Genomic DNA, 19,562 nt, shown 5'->3' on the forward strand with positions numbered 1-19,562 from the left:
ACGCTCAGCGTGGCCTTGGCGCTCGCACTGACCGCCTGTGGCGGGCAGTCCGAGCCCGCCGAGTCGTCGACGACGTCACCCTCGTCCGCCAAGCCCGCCGTCGAGACGTCCGCGCCCGCGAGCACGAGCGAGACCGCGGGCGTCAGCTCATCCCCCACGGCCACGGAGAGCAGGTCCGGCGAATACGTGCCCGCATCTGCCGACGGTCCCGCTCAGAACGTGCCCAAGCCGGAGATGCCCGCCGCCATGAAGGAAGAGACCAAGGAGGGCGCCGAGGCGGCGATTCGCTATTTCTGGGAGGCGACTTATTTCCTGCAGCAGACGGGTGAGCCCCAACCTCTGCAAGAGGTATCAGGCAAGACTTGCAAATTTTGCGAGCAGTACAAGCAGTCAATGACAGGTCTATATGAGAACGACGGATGGATGTCTGGCGACGGCCCAAGCATCACCTCCATGGCGACCCAGCCATCTACAGACGGATATATAGCAACACTTCTCATCGATCTGAGCCCTGAGACTGCCCGTGACTCCAAGGGAAAAATTCTTCCCGGCGGAGAGGTTTCAGCCTCACCTGAAAGTCCGTGGATTGCAGAACTTTCCTACTCAAGTGACCTTGGACATTGGGTCGTAGACAGCATGACGCTCGAGTCTCCAGCCGGATGACCAGCATGAAACCTAGGCTTTTCCTGTGCGGTTTCGCTCTTACCTCCCTGCTCCTTACTGCACAGCCCGCCGCCTCCGAAGAACCCGTAGTCAAATGTGGCACCCAGGGAAATTCCTATGGAATAGGCGACAACGCCGTGAAGTCTGAAGTAAATTGCACCGATCCGTCGGAGATTTCTTCACCTGGAACAGACGGTGCAAACTCGTCGGCTCCCGTGGCATCCCACCTAGAGCACAAGACGGTCAGTGCGTGCATCCCAGGGCAGCTCGGCAACTCGGATTTCGAGAGCTGCCGAGAGCAGGAGGACAACTTCTGCCCCGAGGGTTCATGGATCCGGGCGCAGACCATAGACACCCGTCAACCTGATGCGAATCCCGTCTATGGCGCCCCCAAATGTTGGACGGCCAAGGCCTCCAGCAACGGCGCCCCGCCCGTCTCCATCGACGAGGTCCGCACGCTCCTCGTGCTGGAGCCTGAGATCCGGTCGGACAATGGCGGACGCGGGATCCGCAATGCGGAGACGAACTTCTACGCAGACGCCGAGACGCGCACGCTCGTCACCACCCTCAACGGGGTCGAGGTCGAACTCCGCGCCACGCCGGTGAGCTTCCACTGGGATTACGGGGACGGGTCCCCCACCAAGACCACCTCGGTCGCAGGCCAGAGCCAGCCGGAGTTCAACGTCCCCACCCCCACGAGCCACGTGTACGAGGACACCGGGCAGTACACGGTCCGCCTCACCACCGTGTACATCGGCGAATACCGGGAGGCCGGGGGCGAGTGGGTGCTCATCCCGGGCACCATCAGCCTCGACTCGGCCCCTGTCACCGCGAATATCTGGCGCACCATCACCCGCAATGTCGCCGATGACTGCAGCGTCGACTCCTCAGCCTGGGGCTGCACCGGCCCCATCGAATCCGCTCCGGCCGGCTGAGCACAGACCGCGGGGCGGCCGACGGTCTCCCGTCCACCGCCCCGCGGCCCCCTCGTCGGCCGGGTGTGTCAGACCCGGCGCACCCGCCCCCGGGCCATGAGCACGAGTCCCGCGCCGAGGGCCGCGAGCGCTCCGAGCGCGCCCGCCGGAACCTCACGCCCGGTCTCGACCGTGTCCGGGGTCGTGTGGGTCTCCTCCCCGCCCGTTCCCTCCCCCGGTTCCTCCCCGGCCACGGGAGCCGGAGTGTCGACGGGCTCCTGCTCGGCGGGCGGCACCGGGTCCGCCTCGCCGGGAGACGGGGCGTCCTCCCCCGCCGGCACGTTCAGGGCCCAAGGCTTCTGCCCGTCCGCGAGCAACTCGACGAGTGCGAAGACGGCGGACCGCTCCGCGTCCTGGGTGATGATGACGTCCTCACCCTCGGTCACCCCGTCCAGCGACCAGTCGAGGACGAGGCGGTCGTCGGTCGGGTATGTCGCGTCGGCGAGGTAGTGAAACCCGGTGAAGGAGTCCACCGTGGTGTCGCGCCAGAGGGCACCCCAGCGCGGACCCCACGAGAGTTCCGCAACCGCCGCGTCGTCGCCCAGGCCTTCGGACCGGAACGGCAGCAGCACGCCCGGCTCGGCGTGCTCCAGCGTGAGGAACCGCTCGGGGTAGTCCCCGAACACGGGGTCGGCCAGGCTGTGCTCGCCCCACGCGTAGACGAGCCCGGCAGAGGGGCCTATGTTGCCCTCCGGAGTGCCGGCAGCCTCATCGTAGAGAGCGGCGGCCACCGGGGTGCCGTCCACGGACAGGGTGAACAGGAGATGACCGTCTCCGGCCTCACCGTGGCACCCCGCCGAAAGATGCGGCGCTCGCGCCGGCCCGGTGACACCCACGCTACGCAGAGCCCATTCTCAGGGGGAGTTCAGGACGGTCTCGGATCCGTCTCGATCCGATCACGATGCCGCGGCGTCGCATTTCCGCGCCTCACGGGCAGGTCATCCCCGTCGCCCCGTCCCTCAGAGCAGCGTTCCCTGCTGCTCTCTCATCTCCTGGGTCAGCTCCGGCCCGTTGTTCCGGACATTCCCCACAGCGCCCCCCACGGGCCGCAGCGACCAGCCCGCCGCGACGTCGTACGCGCCGGCGCACACCTCGCCCACGAGGGCGTCGGCTTCTTCGGCGGACCCGAGCGTGTCCGGGGCGAGCCACCGGTCCATCGTCTCGGCGTCCATGGGCACGGGCAGCCGGTCGTGCAGCTGGCCGAGTGCGGCGAGCACCGGATCGTCGTCGTCCGCGTCGGGCCCGGCCATGGTGAGGATCGTCGTCGAGAGGACCCAGGCGTCCTCCCCCGCCGCCTTGGCCTCGGGGTCCTGCCACCACTCGTACAGGCCGGCGAACCAGATGACCGGCCCCTCGCCGTCCCCGGCCCCGGCCGGGTGCACGTAGTAGGGCTGCTTCTTCGCGGCCCGCCCGTCGGGACCCTTGGCGCCAGGCTCCGGCGTCTTCCACTCGTAGTAGCCCTCCACCGGCACGGCGCAGCGGCGGGCGCGGACGGCGGCCCGGAACGTCGGCTTGCAGGCCACGGTCTCCGAGCGCGCGTTGAACGCACGGGACCCCACGGACAGCTCCTTCGCCCACGGCGGCACCAGGCCCCAGCGGGCCACGTGGATCCGCCGGGTCACCCCGGCACCGCCGTCGCCCCCACGGGTGCCTCCGGCACCGCCGTCGTCCGCGTGCGCCACGAGGATCGGCACCTCGGCTGTCGGCGCCACGTTCCAGCTCTGGCGCAGCACCAGCTCCTCATTCGTCTCGGCATCGCCCAGGGCCACCAGGTCGCTCGTGGCGCGGGCCATCACGTAGCGGCCGCACACGTCAGCGGTCCCTCCCGTCCCGGCCACGCTCGACATACATCCACGCGATGCCGAGGGCGAAGCCCATCATCGCGCAGCCGAGCACAGTGCCCCAGGGCCTCTCGGTGCCCAGTCCGAACACCACCCCCAGGCCGACGCCGATCAGCAGCCCCACCAGTGGGATGCGCCACTGAGCGAGCGCCCCGGTGCCGTTCCGGGCACCGGCCGGAGCCCCGGCTGGAGCCTCCGGAGCTTCGTACGCCTCGTCCTCGTCTCTGCCATGTCCTGCCACGGTTCGCCCCTCCGTTCACATCGGTGCTGCGGGTCAGGTTGCAGTCTCCCCCGGCCGCCGCGGCGACACCACACACCAGGCCCCCCGGCTGCTCACCGATGCGTCGCACAGACACCTGTGATGGGATGGGCAGAACGAGCCCGCACGTCGCGCCGCCCCACGCATGCGCGGCATCGGGCAGATCCCCACCACCAGGAGGAACAACGTGTCCCAGAAGGTCCGCGGCGTCGTCGCCATGGCGAAGGACGCCCCCGTCACCATCGAGACCATCGTCATCCCCGATCCGGGACCCGGCGAGGCCGTCGTCGACATCAAGACCTGCGGCGTCTGCCACACGGATCTGCACTACCAGCAGGGCGGGATCGGCGACGAGTACCCGTACCTGCTCGGCCACGAGGCCACGGGTGTGGTCTCCGCGATCGGCGAGGGCGTCGACCACGTCAAGGTCGGCGACACCGTGATCCTCAACTGGCGCGCCGTGTGCGGCGAGTGCCGCGCGTGCCGGAAGGGCGAACCGAAGTACTGCTTCAACACCCACAACGCGACCCAGAAGATGACCCTGGAGGACGGCACGGAGCTGTCCCCGGCCCTGGGCATCGGGGCGTTCGCGGACAAGACGCTCGTCCACGCCAAGCAGTGCACCCAGGTCGACGGCGTCGACACGCCCGAGGAACAGGCCGCGGTCGGCCTGCTCGGCTGCGGGATCATGGCCGGCATCGGCGCGGCCATCAACACCGGCGAGGTCAAGCGCGGCGAGTCCGTGGCCGTGATCGGCTGCGGCGGCGTCGGCGTGGCCTCGATCGCCGGGGCGAAGCTCGCCGGCGCCACCACGATCACCGCGGTGGACATCGACGCCAAGAAGCTCGCCAAGGCTGAGGAGCTCGGCGCCACCCACACCGTGAACTCGAAGGACGAGGACCCCGTGGAGGCCATCCGCGCGGCGACCGGCGGCTTCGGCGCCGACGTGGTCATCGATGCGGTCGGCCGCCCGGAGACCTACGAGCAGGCGTTCTACGCCCGGGACCTGGCCGGCCGCGTCGTCCTGGTGGGCGTGCCCACCCCCGGCATGGAGCTGAAGCTGCCCCTGCCGGAGGTGTTCGGCCGCGGCGGCGCGCTGAAGTCCTCGTGGTACGGCGACTGCCTGCCGGAGCGCGACTTCCCCATGCTCGTGGACCAGTACCGCCTGGGCCGCCTGCCGCTGGACGAGTTCGTCACGGAGACCATCGCCCTGGACGAGGTGAACGAGGCCTTCGAGACGATGAAGTCCGGCGACGTCCTGCGCTCGGTGGTGGTGCTCTGATGGCGCGCATCGATCACCTGGTCACCTCCGGCACGTTCTCCCTGGACGGGGAGACGTTCGACGTGGACAACAACGTGTGGATCGTCGGCGGCGCGGAGCAGTGCGTCGTCATCGACCCGGCCCATGACGCCTCGGCCGTCTGGAAGAAGGTGAACGGCCGCCAGGTGCTGGCCATCGTCCTCACCCACGGCCACGACGACCACATCCGCCAGGTCCAGGAGTTCCGCCAGATGGTGGACGCCCCCGTGCTGCTCCACCCAGCAGACCGCATGCTCTGGGACGACGTCTTCCCCGACGAGGAGCCCGACGGCGCGCTCGCCGAGGGCGACGTCCTGCGCGTGGCCGGCGTCGAGCTGCGGGTGCTGCACACCCCCGGCCACTCCCCCGGCTCGGTCTGCCTGTACGCCCCCGCGCTGGGCGAGGCCGGCGACGACGGCGCCCCGACCGGCGTCGTGTTCTCCGGCGACACCCTGTTCCAGGGCGGGCCCGGCGCCACCGGCCGCTCGTACTCGGACTTCGACACGATCATCGAGTCCATCCGCGAGCGCCTGTTCCCGCTGCCGGAGGCCACCGTGGTCCACACCGGCCACGGCGACTCCACCACAATCGGCACGGAGAAGCCGCACCTGCAGGAGTGGATCGACCGCGGCCACTGAGGACGCGCCGAGGTGGGGAAGAATGGTCCCCCGTGACCATCCTCCCCGCCTCGCCCCCTCCCTCCGTGATCCTGCTCGGCGGCGCGTCGGGCTCCGGCAAGTCCTACCTGGCCCGGCGGCACGGCCGGCCCCACCTCTCGCTCGATGCGTTCTACCGTCCGCAGTCCGACGACGGCGCCGCGGGCGGGCCCGGCCCCGTGTTCCCGCGCACCCCCTACGGTGAGATCGACTGGGACCACCCCGGAACGTGGGATGAGCAGGCGGCCGTGGACGCCGTCGTCGAACTGCTCGAGGAGGGCGCCACGCGCGTGCCCGACTACGACATCTCCACGTCCTCCGTCCGCGGGCACAGCACCGTCGCGCTCGAGCCGGGCGGGGTGATCGTGGCGGAGGGCATCTTCGCCGAGCGCATGCCCGCCGCCCTGGACCGGGCCAGGGTCCGCTACGCGGCCTGGTACATCGACCAGGCGCGGACCACGACGGCGGCCCGCCGGTTCGTGCGCGATGTCGCCGAGCGTCGCAAGCCCGTGCCGTTCCTCGTGCAGCGGGGCTGGTCCCTGTACCGGACGGACGCGGCGCGCCGGGCGGCGGCCGTGGCGGCCGGCTTCACCCCGCGACGCAAGCGGGAGATCATCGCGGATCTCACGGCCTGACGGGCCGCCCGCAGCCGGGCCGCCCGTGCCCTCAGCCGGCGGTGCCCGCGCCGAGGACGGCGAGCTGCTCGTCCACGACCTCGAGCCCGGCGGCGGCGGCCCACGCCGTGTACTCCTCCCGCAGGGCCACGGCGAACGCGGGGACGCTCACCCCGGGACGCACGTCCTCGGCCGCGCCCGCCGTGCGGGGGTCCATGTCCAGGCCGAGCTCCCGGTAGACGTCGACGAGCACGGCCCGCAGCGGGGCGGGGTCGGACACCACCACGTGGGTGGAGAACAGGAACGCCCCCTTCACCACGCGCTGCGCGGAGCCGGCCAGCTTCACCGGGTAGGTCGGCGCAGGACCCTGCACGGAGAACTCGCCCGGGCAGTACTCCCCCGGGATCTCGCCCACGGAGGCGGGCACGTCCATGCGCGCGAACGCCCGCACGAACAGGTCGGCGAACTCGGCGAACCGGGCCTGCTGGGTGAGTGCCGCGTCCTCCTGCTGGCTCAGGTGGTCCACCACCAGGCAGCCGTGATGGTAGGCCGCCGCCCTCCCGCCGGCCCGGCGCACCGCCGGCGCGAAGCCGTGGGCCCGGGCCGCCGCAGCCGCGGCCGCGAAACCGGGCAGCCGCGCGTCGCGCTGGCCGAACGCGACCGTCGGTTCGGGCACGTAGACGCGGATCAGATCGTCGAGGGCCCTTCCCTCGGCCGCGGCGGCGCGGAAGACGGCCAGCTCGCCCATGGCCCAGTCGAGGTCTTCGACGGCCCCGAGGGTCCGCTCCTGCACAGCCCAGCGCAGCCGGGGAGCTGCACTCACAGGCCGCCCTCGACCGGCCAGGAGCGCAGGGTGAGGGTCTGCTCGACGTGGGCGAAGGGGCCGTCGTCGTCGTGGAGGACGGTGCTGGTCAGGCCCACGCCGTCCGGGCCCACCGTGACCTGCCCCGCGAGGCCGAGCCAGTGGCCGGTGGGCTCGCGGTACAGGTGGATCTGCAGGTCCACGTTGGGGAAGAACCACCCGCCCGGCTTCGCCGGCAGGGCCGGGGCGATCCCGTTGGCTGCGTCGGTGAGGCTGATCAGGCGCACCAGGTCGCTCGTGCTCTCCCCCGCCACCATCTCGCGGTCCGTGGTGAGCCACACCCGGCCGTGGCCCGGCCCGTGGCCGGGCAGGATGACGCCGTCGAGGGAGGCGATGTACCCGCCTCCCCATCCGTGGAGCGCGTTGTGCGACTGCGCCTGCGAGCGCGGCGGGAGGGGCTCGTCCGGCAGCTGGGCGACGGCGGAGGTGTCCGAGGTGGACAGCAGCCAGGCCCGCAGGGTCAGCACGGTGCGGCCCCGGGCGTGGAGCACGGACTCGACGAGCTCGATGGTCCGGCCCGGACGCAGGGTGCGCGTGACCACCTCGAGCTCGCCCGACCAGAGCGTGCCCAGGATGTCGTAGGAGAGCCGTCCCACCCGCAGCCCGGGAGTGGTCTCGTGCGCGGCGACCTCGTGCAGCAGCAGGCCCGAGACGGCGGCCATGTGCATCTCCTCTTCCCGCCATGCGCCCTGGGCGTGCACGGTGGAGCGCACGCGGGAGGTGCGGACGCCGTCGGCGTCCACGGTGGGCTCGCCGAGGCGGACGTAGAAGGCCAGGGGATCGTCGGCGACGGAGGTCGCGGGGGTGGAGGTGATGTCGGTCATGGGCCGAAGTCTGCCAGAACGACGACGACGGCCGGTGACGTCCCCGCGGGGATGTCACCGGCCGTCACGGCGTGGGCCGAGCCGGGGTTCAGCGGCGCATGACCTTGCGGGCGATGCCGTTGCCGATCAGCTGCAGCGCCTGGACGAACACGATCACCACGACGACGGCCAGCCAGGTGACCTCCGGACGGAACCGGTTGTAGCCCTCCACGATGGCGAAGTTGCCGACGCCACCGCCGCCGATGATGCCCGCCATGGCGGACATGTCCACGAGCGAGATGATCACGAACGTGAAGCCGAGGATCAGCGGGCCGAGGGCCTCGGGCAGCACCACGGTGCGCACGATCCGCATGCGGGAGGCGCCCATCGCGCGGGCGGCCTCGATCACGCCGGGGTCGAGGGAGACGAGGTTCTGCTCCACGATGCGGGCGATGCCGAACGTGGACGCCCAGATCATGCAGAACACCACGGCGGTGTTGCCGATGCCGGTGCCGAGCGTCGCGATGGTCAGCGGCTGCAGGGCGGCGATGAGGATGACGAACGGGATGGGCCGGATGAGGTTCACGATGAAGTTCGTGACCAGGTAGACGGCGCGGTTGGCGAAGATGCCGCCCGGGCGCGTGGTGTAGAGGACGAGCCCGACCAGCAGGCCGAGGACGCCGCCGATGACGAACGCCCAGCCGACCATGTAGAGGGTGTCCCCCACGGCGGTCAGGAGCTCGGGGCCGTAGTACCCCCAGTCGAGGTTCTGGAAACGGTCGATCACTGCTGCACCTCCTGCACGTCCCCGGCGCCGGCCAGGTCCGCGACGAACGCGTCCACCGCGGCGGGCTCACCCGTGAGCGCCACGGTGAGCAGGCCGTACGCGGAGTCCTTGGTGGCGGACATGCCGCCGTGGGCGATCTCGAAGCTGACGCCGCGCGTCGACGCGGTGCCGAGCACGGCCGACACCGCGGCGGCGTCCTTGAGCGAGACCATGATCAGCCGGCCCTCGGTGCGCGCCCGGATGCGGGCCACCTCCTCGGCATTCGGCCGATCCTTGAGCGCCGTGGCCACGAAGGACGCGGCGTCGGCGGAGTGGGCGGGCCGGGAGAAGAGGTCGTAGACCTTGCCGGACTCCACCACGCGGCCGGTGTCCATCACGGCGACGCGGTCGGCGATCGAGCGGATGACCTCCATCTCGTGGGTGATGGCCACGATCGTGACCCCGAGCTCCTCGTTGACGCGGCGCAGCACGGAGAGCACCTCGTGCGTCGTCGAGGGATCCAGGGCGCTGGTGGCCTCGTCCGCGAGCAGGATCTCCGGCTCGGCGGCCAGGGCGCGGGCGATGCCGACGCGCTGCTTCTGGCCGCCCGAGAGCTGCTCCGGGTAGTGCTTGGCCTTGTCCGCCAGGCCGACGAACTCGAGCAGCTCCGCCACGCGAGCGCGGCGCTTGGAGCGTGGCCAGCCGGCCGTGTCCAGGGCGAACTCGATGTTCCCGGCCACCGTGCGGGAGGTCAGCAGGTTGAACTGCTGGAACACCATGCCGATGCGGGTGCGCAGCGGACGCAGCTTCGCCTCGGACAGGTGGGAGACCTGCTGGCCCAGCACCGTGACGGTGCCCGACGTCGGCTTCTCCAGCCCGTTGATCATGCGGATCAGGGTGGACTTGCCGGCGCCGGAGAAGCCGATCACGCCGAAGACCTCGCCGCGTCGCACGGAGAGCGAGACGTCGTCCACGGCCGTGACGCCGCGGCCCTTCTTGGCGGCGTAGACGCGGCTGACGTGGTCGAAGACGATGACCGGCTCCCCCGGGGCGCCCTCAGAGTGGCGCCCCGGGGTGACCGCGTCACGGTCGGACGTATGGGAACCTGCCATGGATCAGGCGTCCTGCTTCGCGATCGCGTCCTGGTACTGCTTCAGGGTCTCGTCGATCTGGGCGGCGTCGAGCTGCACCGGCACGCTCGTGTCGGAGGAGAGCTTCGCGGACTCGTCCAGCACGGCCTGCTCGTGGTACAGGGCCGCGACCTTCTTGTAGGTCTCGTTCTCGCGGTCCGCGCGGCGCACGGCGAAGCCGTTGACGAACGGCTTGGCGGAGTCGGCCTGGGGGTCGTCCTTGAACAGGGCGGTGTTCGTGTCGATGCCGGCGTCGGCCGAGAACGTGTTGTTGATGACCGCGCCCTGCACGGACTCGAGCGCGTTCACGGTCTGCTGCGCGGCCACGGGCTGCACCGTCACGGTGGAGGCGGCCTCGTCGATGTCGCGGACCTCCGGGCGGATGGTCTCGTTGGACAGCTTCAACAGGCCGGCGGCGACGAGCACGTTGATGGCGCGGGCCTGGTTCACGGTGTCGTTCGGGATGGCGACGGTGTCGCCCTTCTTGAACTCGGAGACGTCTTTGTACTTCTTGGAGTACAGGGGCAGCGGGATGATCTCGGTGGTCCCGATCAGCGTCAGGTCCTTGCCGGAGGCCTGGTTGTAGTCGGCCAGGTAGGCGATGTGCTGGAACCAGTTCATGTCGATGTCGCCGTTGTCCAGCGCCGGGTTCGGCTGCGTGTACTCGGTGAAGTTGCGGATCTCGACGTCGATGCCGTGCTTCTCCTTGGCGAGCTTCACCAGGGCGCGGTGCGTCTCGTTCTCGGACACGACGCCGATGCGCACGGTCTGGGCGCCGTCGTCGCCCTTCTTCTCGGCCTGCGAGTTGCAGGCGGTCAGGGCGAACGCGCCGACGGCGGCCAAGGACAGGCCGGCGAAGGAGCGGCGGGAGATGTTCGAGGGGGTCGTCATGGGGTTCTCCTTGGAGGACGGTGCGACGTCGCCGGCGCGGGTGGGCACGGCGGGTGCGGAACGGTGCGGGGTGGGCCGTGCGGTGGGTGATTCCCCGCGGGGCACAGCACGGCGGGCGGGGGGCGAGAGACGCCCCGAGCCGGAGGCCGGGATCCTTTCGAACGCTGCTCTTGCCCGTCCCCCAGTCACCGCGGGCTCCCCTCGAGGGGTCTGCACGCAGCGGAGGCGGGCCGCTTCTCGGTCCGTTGCCACCCGTGAACATGGGGTTGGCGAGCGGCTCGTCGTGGGACCACGTGGACCCGCCGAGGCGGGGTCCACAGCCGCTTCTCCTGAAGCTGGGCCCAAGCCTATCGCAGCGTGTGCGCTCCATCGGGCAGGGCGGTGACGCGCAGCGTCATACTGCGGGGCCCGGGGCCGACGTGTGATGCCCCCGCGAGACGACGACGGCCGGGCGCCTCCGCGGGGAGGCGACCGGCCGTCGTCGGGACGGGGCTCAGGCGGACGGGATCAGAAGTCCCAGTCCTCGTCCTCGGTGTTCTCGGCCTTGCCGATCACGTAGGAGGAGCCGGAGCCGGAGAAGAAGTCGTGGTTCTCGTCCGAGTTCGGGGAGAGCGCGGAGAGGATGGCGGGGTTCACGTTCGTGGTCTCGGCCGGGAACATGGGCTCGTAGCCCAGGTTCATCAGCGCCTTGTTCGCGTTGTAGTGCAGGAACTTCTTCACGTCCTCGGCCAGACCGACGGCGTCGTAGAGGTCATGGGTGTACTCGACCTCGTTCTCGTACAGCTCGAACAGCAGCTCGAAGGTGAACGCCTTGAGCTCCTCCCGCTTCTCCTCCGGCAGGGTCTCGATGCTCCGCTGGTACTTGTAGCCGATGTAGTACCCGTGCACCGCCTCGTCGCGGATGATCAGGCGGATCAGGTCGGCGGTGTTGGTGAGGCGGGCGTGCCCGGAGAGGTACATGGGCCAGTAGAAGCCCGAGTAGAAGAGGAAGGACTCGAGCAGGGTGGAGGCGATCTTCTTCTTGTACGGGTCCTGGCCGTCATAGCGCTCCACGATCAGGCGGGCCTTGGCCTGCAGGTTCCGGTTCTCACGGGACCAGCGGAACGCCTCGTCGATCTCCGGGGTGGAGGCCAGCGTGGAGAAGATCGAGGAGTACGACTTCGCGTGCACCGACTCCATGAACGCGATGTTCGTGAGGACGGCCTCCTCGTGCGGGGTCATGGCGTCCGGGATGAGGGAGACGGCGCCCACGGTGCCCTGGATCGTGTCCAGCAGGGTCAGGCCCGTGAACACGCGCATGGAGAGCAGCCGCTCCTCATCCGTGAGGTGGGACCAGGACTGGACGTCGTTGGACAGCGGCACCTTCTCCGGCAGCCAGAAGTTGTTGACGAGGCGGTTCCACACCTCCACGTCCTTCTCGTCCTGAATGCGGTTCCAGTTGATCGCCTCGACGAGGTGGGACTGCTGGGTCTCGGTCACGGCAGGGCACATCCTTCAGAAGAATTCGTTGAGAATCCGCGGATTCCGGGGGCTCTCGAGAGCACGGTCAGCGGGGCGCGGGTCCGGGACAGTCTAGGCCCGCAGGGGCAGCGGCAGCCACTCGGGCAGGTCCGGGCTCACGACGTCGTGGGCCCGCCCCGCCCGGCCAGGCGCGCCGCTCCACTTCGCGGCGGGAAATCGAGCGCACCTGCGCTCAGAAGCGCGGAATACGCCGGATTTCCCGCCTCGAAGGGCTGGCTGTCAGAGCATGCAGCTGACGCAGCCCTCGACCTCGGTGCCCTCCAGCGCGAGCTGGCGCAGGCGGATGTAGTAGATCGTCTTGATGCCCTTCGTCCACGCGTAGATCTGCGCGCGGTTCAGGTCACGGGTGGTGGCCGTGTCCTTGAAGAACAGCGTCAGGGACAGGCCCTGGTCCACGTGCTGCGTCGCCGCGGCGTACGTGTCGATGATCTTCTCGTAGCCGATCTCGTACGCGTCCTCGTAGTACTCGAGGTTCTCGTTGGTGAGGTACGGCGCCGGGTAGTACACGCGGCCGAGCTTGCCCTCCTTGCGGATCTCGATCTTCGAGGCCACCGGGTGGATCGAGGAGGTCGAGTTGTTGATGTAGGAGATCGAGCCCGTCGGCGGGACGGCCTGCAGGTTGCGGTTGAAGATGCCGTGCTCCATGACGGAGGCCTTCAGCTCACGCCAGTCGTCCTGCGTGGGCAGGGCGATGCCGGCCTCGGCGAACAGCTCGGCGACGCGCTCGGTGGCGGGCGCCCACTCCTGGTCCGTGTACTTGTCGAAGAACTCCCCCGAGGCGTACTTCGAGTCCTCGAACCCGCCGAACCGCTGGCCGGTCTCGATGGCGATCCGGTTCGAGGCCCGCAGCGCGTGGAACAGCACCGCGTAGAAGTACATGTTCGTGAAGTCGATGCCCTCCTCCGAGCCGTAGTGGACGCGCTCGCGCGCCAGGTAGCCGTGGAGGTTCATCTGCCCCAGGCCGATGGCGTGGGAGGCCGCGTTGCCCTTGGCGATGGACGGCACCGACTGGATGTCGGACATGACCGACACGGCCGTCAGCGCACGGATCGCGGTCTCCACGGACCGGCCGAAGTCCGGCGAGTCCATGGTCTTGGCGATGTTCATCGAGCCGAGGTTGCAGGAGATGTCCTGGCCCACGTGGGCGTAGCTCAGGTCCTCGTTGTACTCGGAGGCCTCGGAGACCTGCAGGATCTCGGAGCACAGGTTGGACATGGTGATGCGGCCCTTGATCGGGTTCGCGGCGTTCACGGTGTCCTCGAACACGACGTACGGGTAGCCGGACTCGAACTGGATCTCGGCGATGGTCTGGAAGAACTCGCGCGCGTTGATCTTGGTCTTCTTGATCCGCGCGTCGTCGACCATCTCGTAGTACTTCTCGGTCACGGAGATCTCGGAGAACGGCACCCCGTAGACGCGCTCGACGTCGTACGGCGAGAACAGGTACATGTCCTCGTTCTTCTTCGCCAGCTGGAACGTGATGTCCGGGATCACGACGCCGAGGGAGAGGGTCTTGATGCGGATCTTCTCGTCCGCGTTCTCGCGCTTGGTGTCGAGGAAGCGGTGGATGTCCGGGTGGTGCGCGTTGAGGTACACCGCGCCGGCGCCCTGGCGCGCGCCGAGCTGGTTGGCGTAGGAGAAGGAGTCCTCGAGGAGCTTCATCACGGGGATGACGCCGGAGGACTGGTTCTCGATCTGCTTGATGGGCGCGCCGTGCTCGCGGATGTTGGTCAGCGAGAGGGCCACGCCGCCGCCGCGCTTGGACAGCTGCAGGGCGGAGTTGATGCCGCGGGCGATCGACTCCATGTTGTCCTCGATGCGCAGCAGGAAGCAGGAGACGAGCTCGCCGCGCTGCTTCTTGCCCGAGTTGAGGAAGGTGGGGGTGGCCGGCTGGAAGCGGCCGGCGATCATCTCGTCCACCAGGTGGGTGGCCAGCTCCTGGTCGCCCCGGGCCAGGTGGAGGGCGACGACGGCGACGCGGTCCTCGTAGCGCTCGAGGTAGCGCTTGCCGTCGAAGGTCTTCAGGGCGTACGAGGTGTAGAACTTGAACGCGCCGAGGAAGGTCGGGAAGCGGAACTTGGCCTTGTAGGCACGATCGAACAGGCCCCGGATGAACTCGAAGGGGTACTGCTCGAACGTCTCGGTCTCGTAGTAGTCGTTCTTCTGCAGGTAGTCGAGCTTCTCCTCCAGGTCGTGGAAGAACACCGTGTTGGTGTTGACGTGCTGCAGGAAGTACTGGCGCGCGGCCGCGTGGTCGGCCTCGAACTGGATGCGACCGTCGGCGCCGTAGAGGTTCAGCATGGCGTTGAGCTCGTGGTAGCCGAGGTTCTGCCACTCGGCGGGCATGTTCTTCGCCTGGCGGATGAGGTCCGCCTCGGTGGGTGCGGTGGTGGTCATGTCCACAGTCCTTCCAGGCCGCCGCGGACGCGTTCGACGTCGTCGGGCGTGCCCATCAGCTCGAATTTGTACATGAGGGGCACCTGGCACTTGCGGGAGATGATGTAGCCGGCCAGGCAGTAGCCCTCATGGAAGTTGGTGTTCCCGGACGCGATCACACCCCGAATCCAGTGACGGTTCTCCGGGACGTTGAGGAACTTGATCACCTGCTTCGGGACCGCGCCCGGCCCGCTGCCCCCGCCGTAGGTGGGGGTCATCAGGACGTACGGGGCGGTGGCCCCGAGGGTGGGCTCCCGGGTGATCAACGGCAGTCGAGCCACCCGGTCCTCGGGCAGCTCGAGCTTCTCGACGAAGCGGTGCGTGTAGTTGGAGGCGGAGGAGAAGTAGATCAGTCCCGCGTCGGTGGGGACGAGCCCCTGCGCCTCGGCCGAGCGGATGTGGCTCGGGTCCGCGGCGACGGTCATGTCGACTCCGGTCAGGCCACCGATGCCGCGGCGGACTCGGCGAGCTCGGCGATCTTGTCCGGGCGGAAGCCGGACCAGGAGTCGGTCTCGGTGACGACAACGGGGGCCTGCATGAAGCCGAGGGCACGGACGCGCTCGAGGGCGGCGGGGTCCTGGGACATGTCCACGACCTCGTAGGCGATGCCCTTCTTGTCCAGTGCACGGTAGGTGGCGTTGCACTGCACGCAGGCCGGCTTGGTGTACACGGTGACGGTCATGGCGATCCCTGTTCCTTCGTGGTCTCTGGTGGTCTGCGGGTGTCGGCGCGGCGCCCGCGAGGTGAATCACGGGGCGTGCCGAACATCTGCGTCGATACTACATCTAGTGATCACAGCCGGGAACCATCCCTACATGTAGTAGTCACACCGCTGTAGTTACGTATCCCCACCCTCTGCCCATCCTGTCCACACCCTGCTGTGCGAGACGATCCGCGCGGACATGCGGGACACGCCGGGACCGAGGTCGACTGTCCACAGCCGGTGGAGATCTCGGGGCCGGGTTCCCACAGCCGGAAAGTCGGGTTCGCCACGTCCGCGAGCGGCGTGTCCGGCCCCCGCGGACCACTACATGTAGGAGCCCGCCGCCGGCCGGCGTCGGAATACCCCGTGACCACCGGGGGTTGCCCCGGCATGAGCACCTCCCCCACCGTCACCCGCAATGACGCCGAGTCCCGCTACGAGCTCCACGACGGCGGCACACTGCTCGCCGTCCTCGACTTCCGGGACAACGGCGCGGCCGTCTCCCTGAACCGCGCGTTCACCATCCCGGTGCACCGCGGCCGGGGCCACGCCGCCGCGCTGACCGCGGGCGCCGTCGAGGACATCGCGACGAACGGCGGCCCCGCAGGGGGCCGCCGCATCGTGCCGATGTGCTGGTACGTCGCCCAGTGGTTCGACGAGCACCCGGAGAAGAGCGCGCTGCTCGCGCCCCACTGACCGGCGCGGTCAGGCCGCGACGCGGTGCCGGCGCACCACGGCCAGGACGCCCGCGGCCAGCACCGCGACGGCGACGGGCCACGCCGCCGGACCACGCCCGGTCTCGACCGTGTCCGGCACCGTGTGCTCGCCGTCGGCCGGATCCGCAGGGGTCTCGGGCTCCGCCGGCGAGGTGGGAGTGTCGGGATCGGCCGGCTGGCCCGGAGCGTCGTCGAACGGGCCGGCCACGGGGAAGGTCACGAACCCCGGGATCCGCCCGTTCTCCCAGTCGTAGAGGTCCACGCGGGGATCGCCGAACCGCACGGTCACCGTCCGCGTCGTCGTCACGCCGTCCCTCGTGGCCCGCAGGGTGACGGTGTCGGATCCGGTGAAGCCCTCGGGCGCCTGGTACACGTAGCCGCGCGGCCCGCCGGTCTCCTCCTCCGTCACCTCGACGACCCGACCCTCGGCCGGGCCCGCGACGAGCGTCAGCGGCGCCGCCTCATCGCCCGTGTACGAGGAGATGAACACGTGTCGCTCCCCCGGCGCCGCGAGCAGGGTGGTGTCCCAGGCGGTGGGGAGCATGTGGAAGCCGAGCTCATGACGCTGGTCGGCGCGCAGCGGCTCGCCCGGGTCAGCGTCGGTGAGGTCGGCGTCCGGACCGTAGGTGAGGGCGGCCACCTCGCCGCCCAGGACGTAGAGGGTGTAGACGACGGGACCGGTCCCCGACTCGCCCAGGCTCCGCCGGGCCGCGGCGACGTCGAAGTCACCGCGCTCCAACTCGTCGTCGTACGTGAACGGGACCTCGGTCTCGGCGCCGCGGGCCTCCCCCTCCAGCACCGGAGCCACCGTCAGGCGGACGTCGGACTCGTCCACCTCGAACTCGGTGCCGAAGGAGGCACCGGTCTCACCCTCCGCGCCGGCCACGAGGAAGGATCCGCCGGGCAGGCCGTGCTCGGCGGTCCATCCAGCGGGGTGGGCGGGTGAGGCGAGGGCAGGGGTCGCCCCCAGGCCGGTGAGAAGGACGCCGGCGCCCAGGGCGGCGGCAAGGCGGGTCGGTCGGGCGGTGCGCATCGTGCTCCTCCAGGGGTGCGGTGCTGCGACGGGCCGAAGGGTTCTCCGGCTCGGACGCCCGAGGTCGACCGGATGCCGCACTCGCCGCGTCGGCACGAATCTACGCCGCACGGACGTGAGGCGGGTCACCATCCGGTGACGAAGCGCTATCGACTCGGTCACGGCGACGCGCGATGCGGATCGGGCCGCCCGGCCGGCCGGTGTGTCAGCGGGATGCGCTGGGCGAGGGGCTTGCCCCGGAGGAGGGGCGCGGGGTGGCCTGCGCCGTGTCGGCCGGGCTGGGCGACGGGCTCGCCGATGCGGTGTCCCGCCCCCGCTGGTCCTCGGCGTCCCGGCCGGACGCGCTGGCGGAGCCCGACGCGCTGGAGGAACTGGGCGAGCTCGACGACGGCAGCACCGGCTTCTGGGTGGCGCGGAAGTTGCGCACCCGCTGCAGCGGCTCCGGGACGAAGTCCGAGGGGACGGAGCCGCCGTCGGCGCCGGTGCCCTCGATCTTGATGGGGCCGGTGAACCCGGACGGTTCCGCCGTGCGCGCCCCGCTCGACCCGATCACGCCCATCTCCGCGAGCGTCGCGGCCAAGCTCTCCAGCTCCTTGCGGTGGCCCTCGACCACGCTGGAGGCCAGCTCCTTCGCCGCGTCGTCCGAGCCGTCCTCCGCCTCCGTGGCGGAGATCGTCAGCGCGCCCTGATAGAGGCGGCGCATCTGGAGCAGGTAGATCCGTCCTGCCTCCTCCGGCTCGGCGGCGGCCAGCACGTTCTTCTCCCGGTCGGACAGGAGTCCGGCGCGCAGCTCGTCGCCCACGATCTCCGCCGGCTCCGCGTCCTCCGTGGACTCGGGCTGCGCAGACGGGGTCGCCTCGGCACCCGCACCGCGCACGTCATCCGAGGGGACGCCCCAGCCCTCGAGCATCGACTCGAGCCGGCCCGCCCGCTCCTCGTGCTCGGACTTCATCCGTTCGGCGGTGGCCCGGATCTCCTGGTCCACGCCGTCCTTGCCCAGCACCTGATCGGACTGCTGGATCGCGTCGCGGTGGTTGCGCAGCAGCAGACCCGCGAACTGGATGTCCGCCGCGAGCGGGTCGGCGGACGTCTGGCTGGGGCTGGCCAGCACGCCCTCCAGGTAGGTGTTCCCCGCCTCCGTGCCACCGGTCTGTCCGGGCTCCTCGGCGACGCTGCAGCCGCCGGTGGCCAGGGTGATGCTCAGGAGCGCCCCTCCGACGGCCACGCTCCAGCGGCGGGGGTGCACGCGGGCGGGGGCGATGTCGGCTCGGCTCATGGGCGCAGGTCCTCTCGGCGGTCGTCACCCGGTCACGGGGTCAAGGGCGGTCCGACGCGGTCGGCCGCCCCGGCCTCCCCAGGGTACCCCTCCGGCCTCCCGGCCCCGGGGTCGCCGCGGCCTCAGGCGACGCGGGTGGCCTGCACCACCCAGTTGTTGAAGGCGTTCCCGGCCATCCCGGTGCCCGGCACGAGGTCGCACGTGATCAGCGTGACCTTCGCGTCGTCGCCCCCGGGCTCCCATGCCCAGCGGTGCGACGGATCCTGGGTGAGCGCCTCCTTCTCCATCGAGACCGCGTCCGCGTCCGCCTCGAAGGCGGCCTGCGTGCCGTCGTCGTATGTCACCACGACGACGGCACCCGCGCGCACGTCGCCCAGGTTCCAGAACACGTCCCGCACGCCGTGGTAGACGACGTGCCCGGCCAGGACCCCCGCGTACCGGGACCGCTCCCCCGGCGTGGTGCCCCACTGCGGCGGGCCGTACCAGCCGACCGTCTGTGGCTCCGGGTCCAGGTCGCCGCCCTCATCCAACTGCGTGAGGTCGATCCCCGCTCCGACGATCTGCTCGCCGTCCTGGTGGACGTCCACGTGCACGGGCGTCGCCGTGACCTCGTCCCACGGGGCGGCGGGGCCGGAGAGGTGGGCGGCCGCGGCGGGGGTCGGCTCCTCGGACGGTGCCGGCTCCTCGGACGGCGCCGGCTCCTCGGTGGGGGTCGGCTCCTCGGACGGCGTGGGTGTGCCGGCGAGCTCCTGGGTCTCGACGGGAACCGCCGCCTCCCGCGTGGGTGACGCCGAGGACGGGCTCGGCGTCGGGGTCGGGGTGGCCGTCGTTGCGGGGCTGGGCGTGAAGCGTGCCGAGGACGGCGACGGCGACGGCGACGGGGTCGCGGACGCCGTGGCGCTGAGGGTGGGGGCGGCGCTGATCGGCACGGCGCCGACCGCCAGCACCCCGCGCAGCGCGAGGAACACGAGTCCCAGGCACAGCAGCACCAGGACCACCCACAGGGCGCGTCGGACGGTGGTGTTCATCCGGGTTCTCCCCTCGTGTGCATCGACGCGGCCCGCCCGGGGCCGCGTCCGACGACGGCATGGTCTCACGCGCTCCGGCCTCGGCCCGGC

At 70.4% G+C, this 19,562-nt stretch carries 21 protein-coding genes; 6 read left to right on the forward strand and 15 right to left on the reverse strand.

Annotated features, from left to right (window positions below; all coding sequences use genetic code 11):
* The first annotated feature begins 219 nt into the window (after nucleotides 1–219).
* Both NR073_RS11355 and NR073_RS08930 read left to right on the forward strand, forming a co-directional pair.
* Nucleotides 220–663, forward strand: coding sequence for a DUF6318 family protein (locus NR073_RS11355; protein ID WP_155643112.1), 444 nt, complete (start codon nucleotides 220–222; stop codon nucleotides 661–663).
* A 464-nt stretch (nucleotides 664–1,127) separates the two neighbouring features.
* Entirely contained in the window at nucleotides 1,128–1,598 is a 471-nt protein-coding gene (locus NR073_RS08930; RefSeq protein WP_004167595.1) for a PKD domain-containing protein, read from the forward strand.
* 68 nt (nucleotides 1,599–1,666) lie between these two features.
* Here the strand turns inward: NR073_RS08930 and NR073_RS08935 are convergent, their stop codons facing one another.
* The 3 genes from NR073_RS08935 to NR073_RS08945 all read right to left on the reverse strand — a co-directional run bounded on the left by NR073_RS08935 (nucleotide 1,667) and on the right by NR073_RS08945 (nucleotide 3,719).
* Entirely contained in the window at nucleotides 1,667–2,383 is a 717-nt protein-coding gene (locus tag NR073_RS08935; RefSeq protein WP_230278124.1) for a hypothetical protein, read from the reverse strand.
* Nucleotides 2,384–2,596: 213 nt separating this feature from the next.
* The gene (locus NR073_RS08940) at nucleotides 2,597–3,448 is read right to left on the reverse strand and encodes an SOS response-associated peptidase (RefSeq protein ID WP_044659658.1); all 852 of its coding nucleotides are present in this window, start codon (nucleotides 3,446–3,448) and stop codon (nucleotides 2,597–2,599) included.
* Between the two features lies 1 nt (nucleotide 3,449).
* The gene (locus NR073_RS08945) at nucleotides 3,450–3,719 is read right to left on the reverse strand and encodes a hypothetical protein (RefSeq protein ID WP_044659657.1); all 270 of its coding nucleotides are present in this window, start codon (nucleotides 3,717–3,719) and stop codon (nucleotides 3,450–3,452) included.
* Between the two features lie 205 nt (nucleotides 3,720–3,924).
* On the opposite strand from NR073_RS08945, the gene NR073_RS08950 reads away from it, so the two are divergent.
* From NR073_RS08950 to NR073_RS08960, 3 genes are read left to right on the forward strand one after another with little or no spacing between them, the layout of a single operon-like run.
* Nucleotides 3,925–5,019, forward strand: a complete 1,095-nt coding sequence (locus tag NR073_RS08950; RefSeq protein ID WP_044659656.1) for an S-(hydroxymethyl)mycothiol dehydrogenase — start codon at nucleotides 3,925–3,927, stop codon at nucleotides 5,017–5,019.
* Nucleotides 5,019–5,675: an MBL fold metallo-hydrolase gene (locus NR073_RS08955; protein ID WP_004167600.1), complete on the forward strand. Its 657-nt coding sequence runs from the start codon at nucleotides 5,019–5,021 to the stop codon at nucleotides 5,673–5,675. The genes NR073_RS08950 and NR073_RS08955 overlap by 1 nt, the downstream gene beginning before the upstream one ends.
* 32 nt (nucleotides 5,676–5,707) lie before the next feature.
* Nucleotides 5,708–6,328: a uridine kinase gene (locus tag NR073_RS08960; RefSeq protein WP_020628074.1), complete on the forward strand. Its 621-nt coding sequence runs from the start codon at nucleotides 5,708–5,710 to the stop codon at nucleotides 6,326–6,328.
* 31 nt (nucleotides 6,329–6,359) lie between these two features.
* Here the strand turns inward: NR073_RS08960 and NR073_RS08965 are convergent, their stop codons facing one another.
* From NR073_RS08965 to nrdH, 9 genes are all read right to left on the reverse strand, one after another.
* Nucleotides 6,360–7,130, reverse strand: a complete 771-nt coding sequence (locus tag NR073_RS08965; protein WP_256748756.1) for a lipoate--protein ligase family protein — start codon at nucleotides 7,128–7,130, stop codon at nucleotides 6,360–6,362.
* Entirely contained in the window at nucleotides 7,127–7,993 is an 867-nt protein-coding gene (locus NR073_RS08970) for a thioesterase family protein (protein ID WP_036381633.1), read from the reverse strand. Before NR073_RS08970 ends, NR073_RS08965 begins: the two co-directional genes overlap by 4 nt.
* Nucleotides 7,994–8,081: 88 nt before the next feature.
* Nucleotides 8,082–8,759 carry a methionine ABC transporter permease gene (locus NR073_RS08975; RefSeq protein ID WP_256748757.1) on the reverse strand — a complete coding sequence of 226 codons (678 nt, stop codon included), beginning with the start codon at nucleotides 8,757–8,759 and terminating at the stop codon, nucleotides 8,082–8,084.
* Nucleotides 8,756–9,850, reverse strand: a complete 1,095-nt coding sequence (locus NR073_RS08980) for a methionine ABC transporter ATP-binding protein (RefSeq protein ID WP_134377146.1) — start codon at nucleotides 9,848–9,850, stop codon at nucleotides 8,756–8,758. The genes NR073_RS08975 and NR073_RS08980 overlap by 4 nt, the downstream gene beginning before the upstream one ends.
* A gap of 3 nt (nucleotides 9,851–9,853) precedes the next feature.
* Nucleotides 9,854–10,759 carry a MetQ/NlpA family ABC transporter substrate-binding protein gene (locus NR073_RS08985; RefSeq protein WP_123244148.1) on the reverse strand — a complete coding sequence of 302 codons (906 nt, stop codon included), beginning with the start codon at nucleotides 10,757–10,759 and terminating at the stop codon, nucleotides 9,854–9,856.
* A 507-nt stretch (nucleotides 10,760–11,266) separates the two neighbouring features.
* Nucleotides 11,267–12,250 (reverse strand): class 1b ribonucleoside-diphosphate reductase subunit beta, encoded by a 984-nt coding sequence (gene nrdF, locus NR073_RS08990; RefSeq protein WP_152743901.1) that lies wholly within the window; start codon nucleotides 12,248–12,250, stop codon nucleotides 11,267–11,269.
* A 249-nt stretch (nucleotides 12,251–12,499) separates the two neighbouring features.
* Nucleotides 12,500–14,626 carry a class 1b ribonucleoside-diphosphate reductase subunit alpha gene (nrdE, locus tag NR073_RS08995; RefSeq protein WP_180537555.1) on the reverse strand — a complete coding sequence of 709 codons (2,127 nt, stop codon included), beginning with the start codon at nucleotides 14,624–14,626 and terminating at the stop codon, nucleotides 12,500–12,502.
* Between the two features lie 47 nt (nucleotides 14,627–14,673).
* Nucleotides 14,674–15,141 (reverse strand): class Ib ribonucleoside-diphosphate reductase assembly flavoprotein NrdI, encoded by a 468-nt coding sequence (nrdI, locus tag NR073_RS09000; RefSeq protein ID WP_004167610.1) that lies wholly within the window; start codon nucleotides 15,139–15,141, stop codon nucleotides 14,674–14,676.
* Between the two features lie 11 nt (nucleotides 15,142–15,152).
* The gene (gene nrdH / locus NR073_RS09005) at nucleotides 15,153–15,398 is read right to left on the reverse strand and encodes a glutaredoxin-like protein NrdH (protein ID WP_036313172.1); all 246 of its coding nucleotides are present in this window, start codon (nucleotides 15,396–15,398) and stop codon (nucleotides 15,153–15,155) included.
* Between the two features lie 411 nt (nucleotides 15,399–15,809).
* On the opposite strand from nrdH, the gene NR073_RS09010 reads away from it, so the two are divergent.
* On the forward strand, nucleotides 15,810–16,115 hold the full coding sequence (locus tag NR073_RS09010; protein WP_095354181.1) for a GNAT family N-acetyltransferase: 306 nt from the start codon (nucleotides 15,810–15,812) through the stop codon (nucleotides 16,113–16,115).
* A 9-nt stretch (nucleotides 16,116–16,124) separates the two neighbouring features.
* Here the strand turns inward: NR073_RS09010 and NR073_RS09015 are convergent, their stop codons facing one another.
* The 3 genes from NR073_RS09015 to NR073_RS09025 all read right to left on the reverse strand — a co-directional run bounded on the left by NR073_RS09015 (nucleotide 16,125) and on the right by NR073_RS09025 (nucleotide 19,472).
* Nucleotides 16,125–17,168 (reverse strand): hypothetical protein, encoded by a 1,044-nt coding sequence (locus NR073_RS09015; protein ID WP_036338930.1) that lies wholly within the window; start codon nucleotides 17,166–17,168, stop codon nucleotides 16,125–16,127.
* A 205-nt stretch (nucleotides 17,169–17,373) separates the two neighbouring features.
* Nucleotides 17,374–18,444 (reverse strand): DUF305 domain-containing protein, encoded by a 1,071-nt coding sequence (locus NR073_RS09020; protein ID WP_036338927.1) that lies wholly within the window; start codon nucleotides 18,442–18,444, stop codon nucleotides 17,374–17,376.
* 122 nt (nucleotides 18,445–18,566) lie between these two features.
* A complete protein-coding gene (locus tag NR073_RS09025) occupies nucleotides 18,567–19,472 on the reverse strand; it encodes a class F sortase (RefSeq protein WP_134377145.1) in 906 nt (301 codons plus the stop codon).
* Between the last annotated feature and the right edge of the window lie 90 nt (nucleotides 19,473–19,562).

It is taken from the genome of Micrococcus sp. Mcc28 (assembly GCF_024519775.1).
Classification (GTDB): Bacteria; Actinomycetota; Actinomycetes; order Actinomycetales; family Micrococcaceae; genus Micrococcus; species Micrococcus luteus.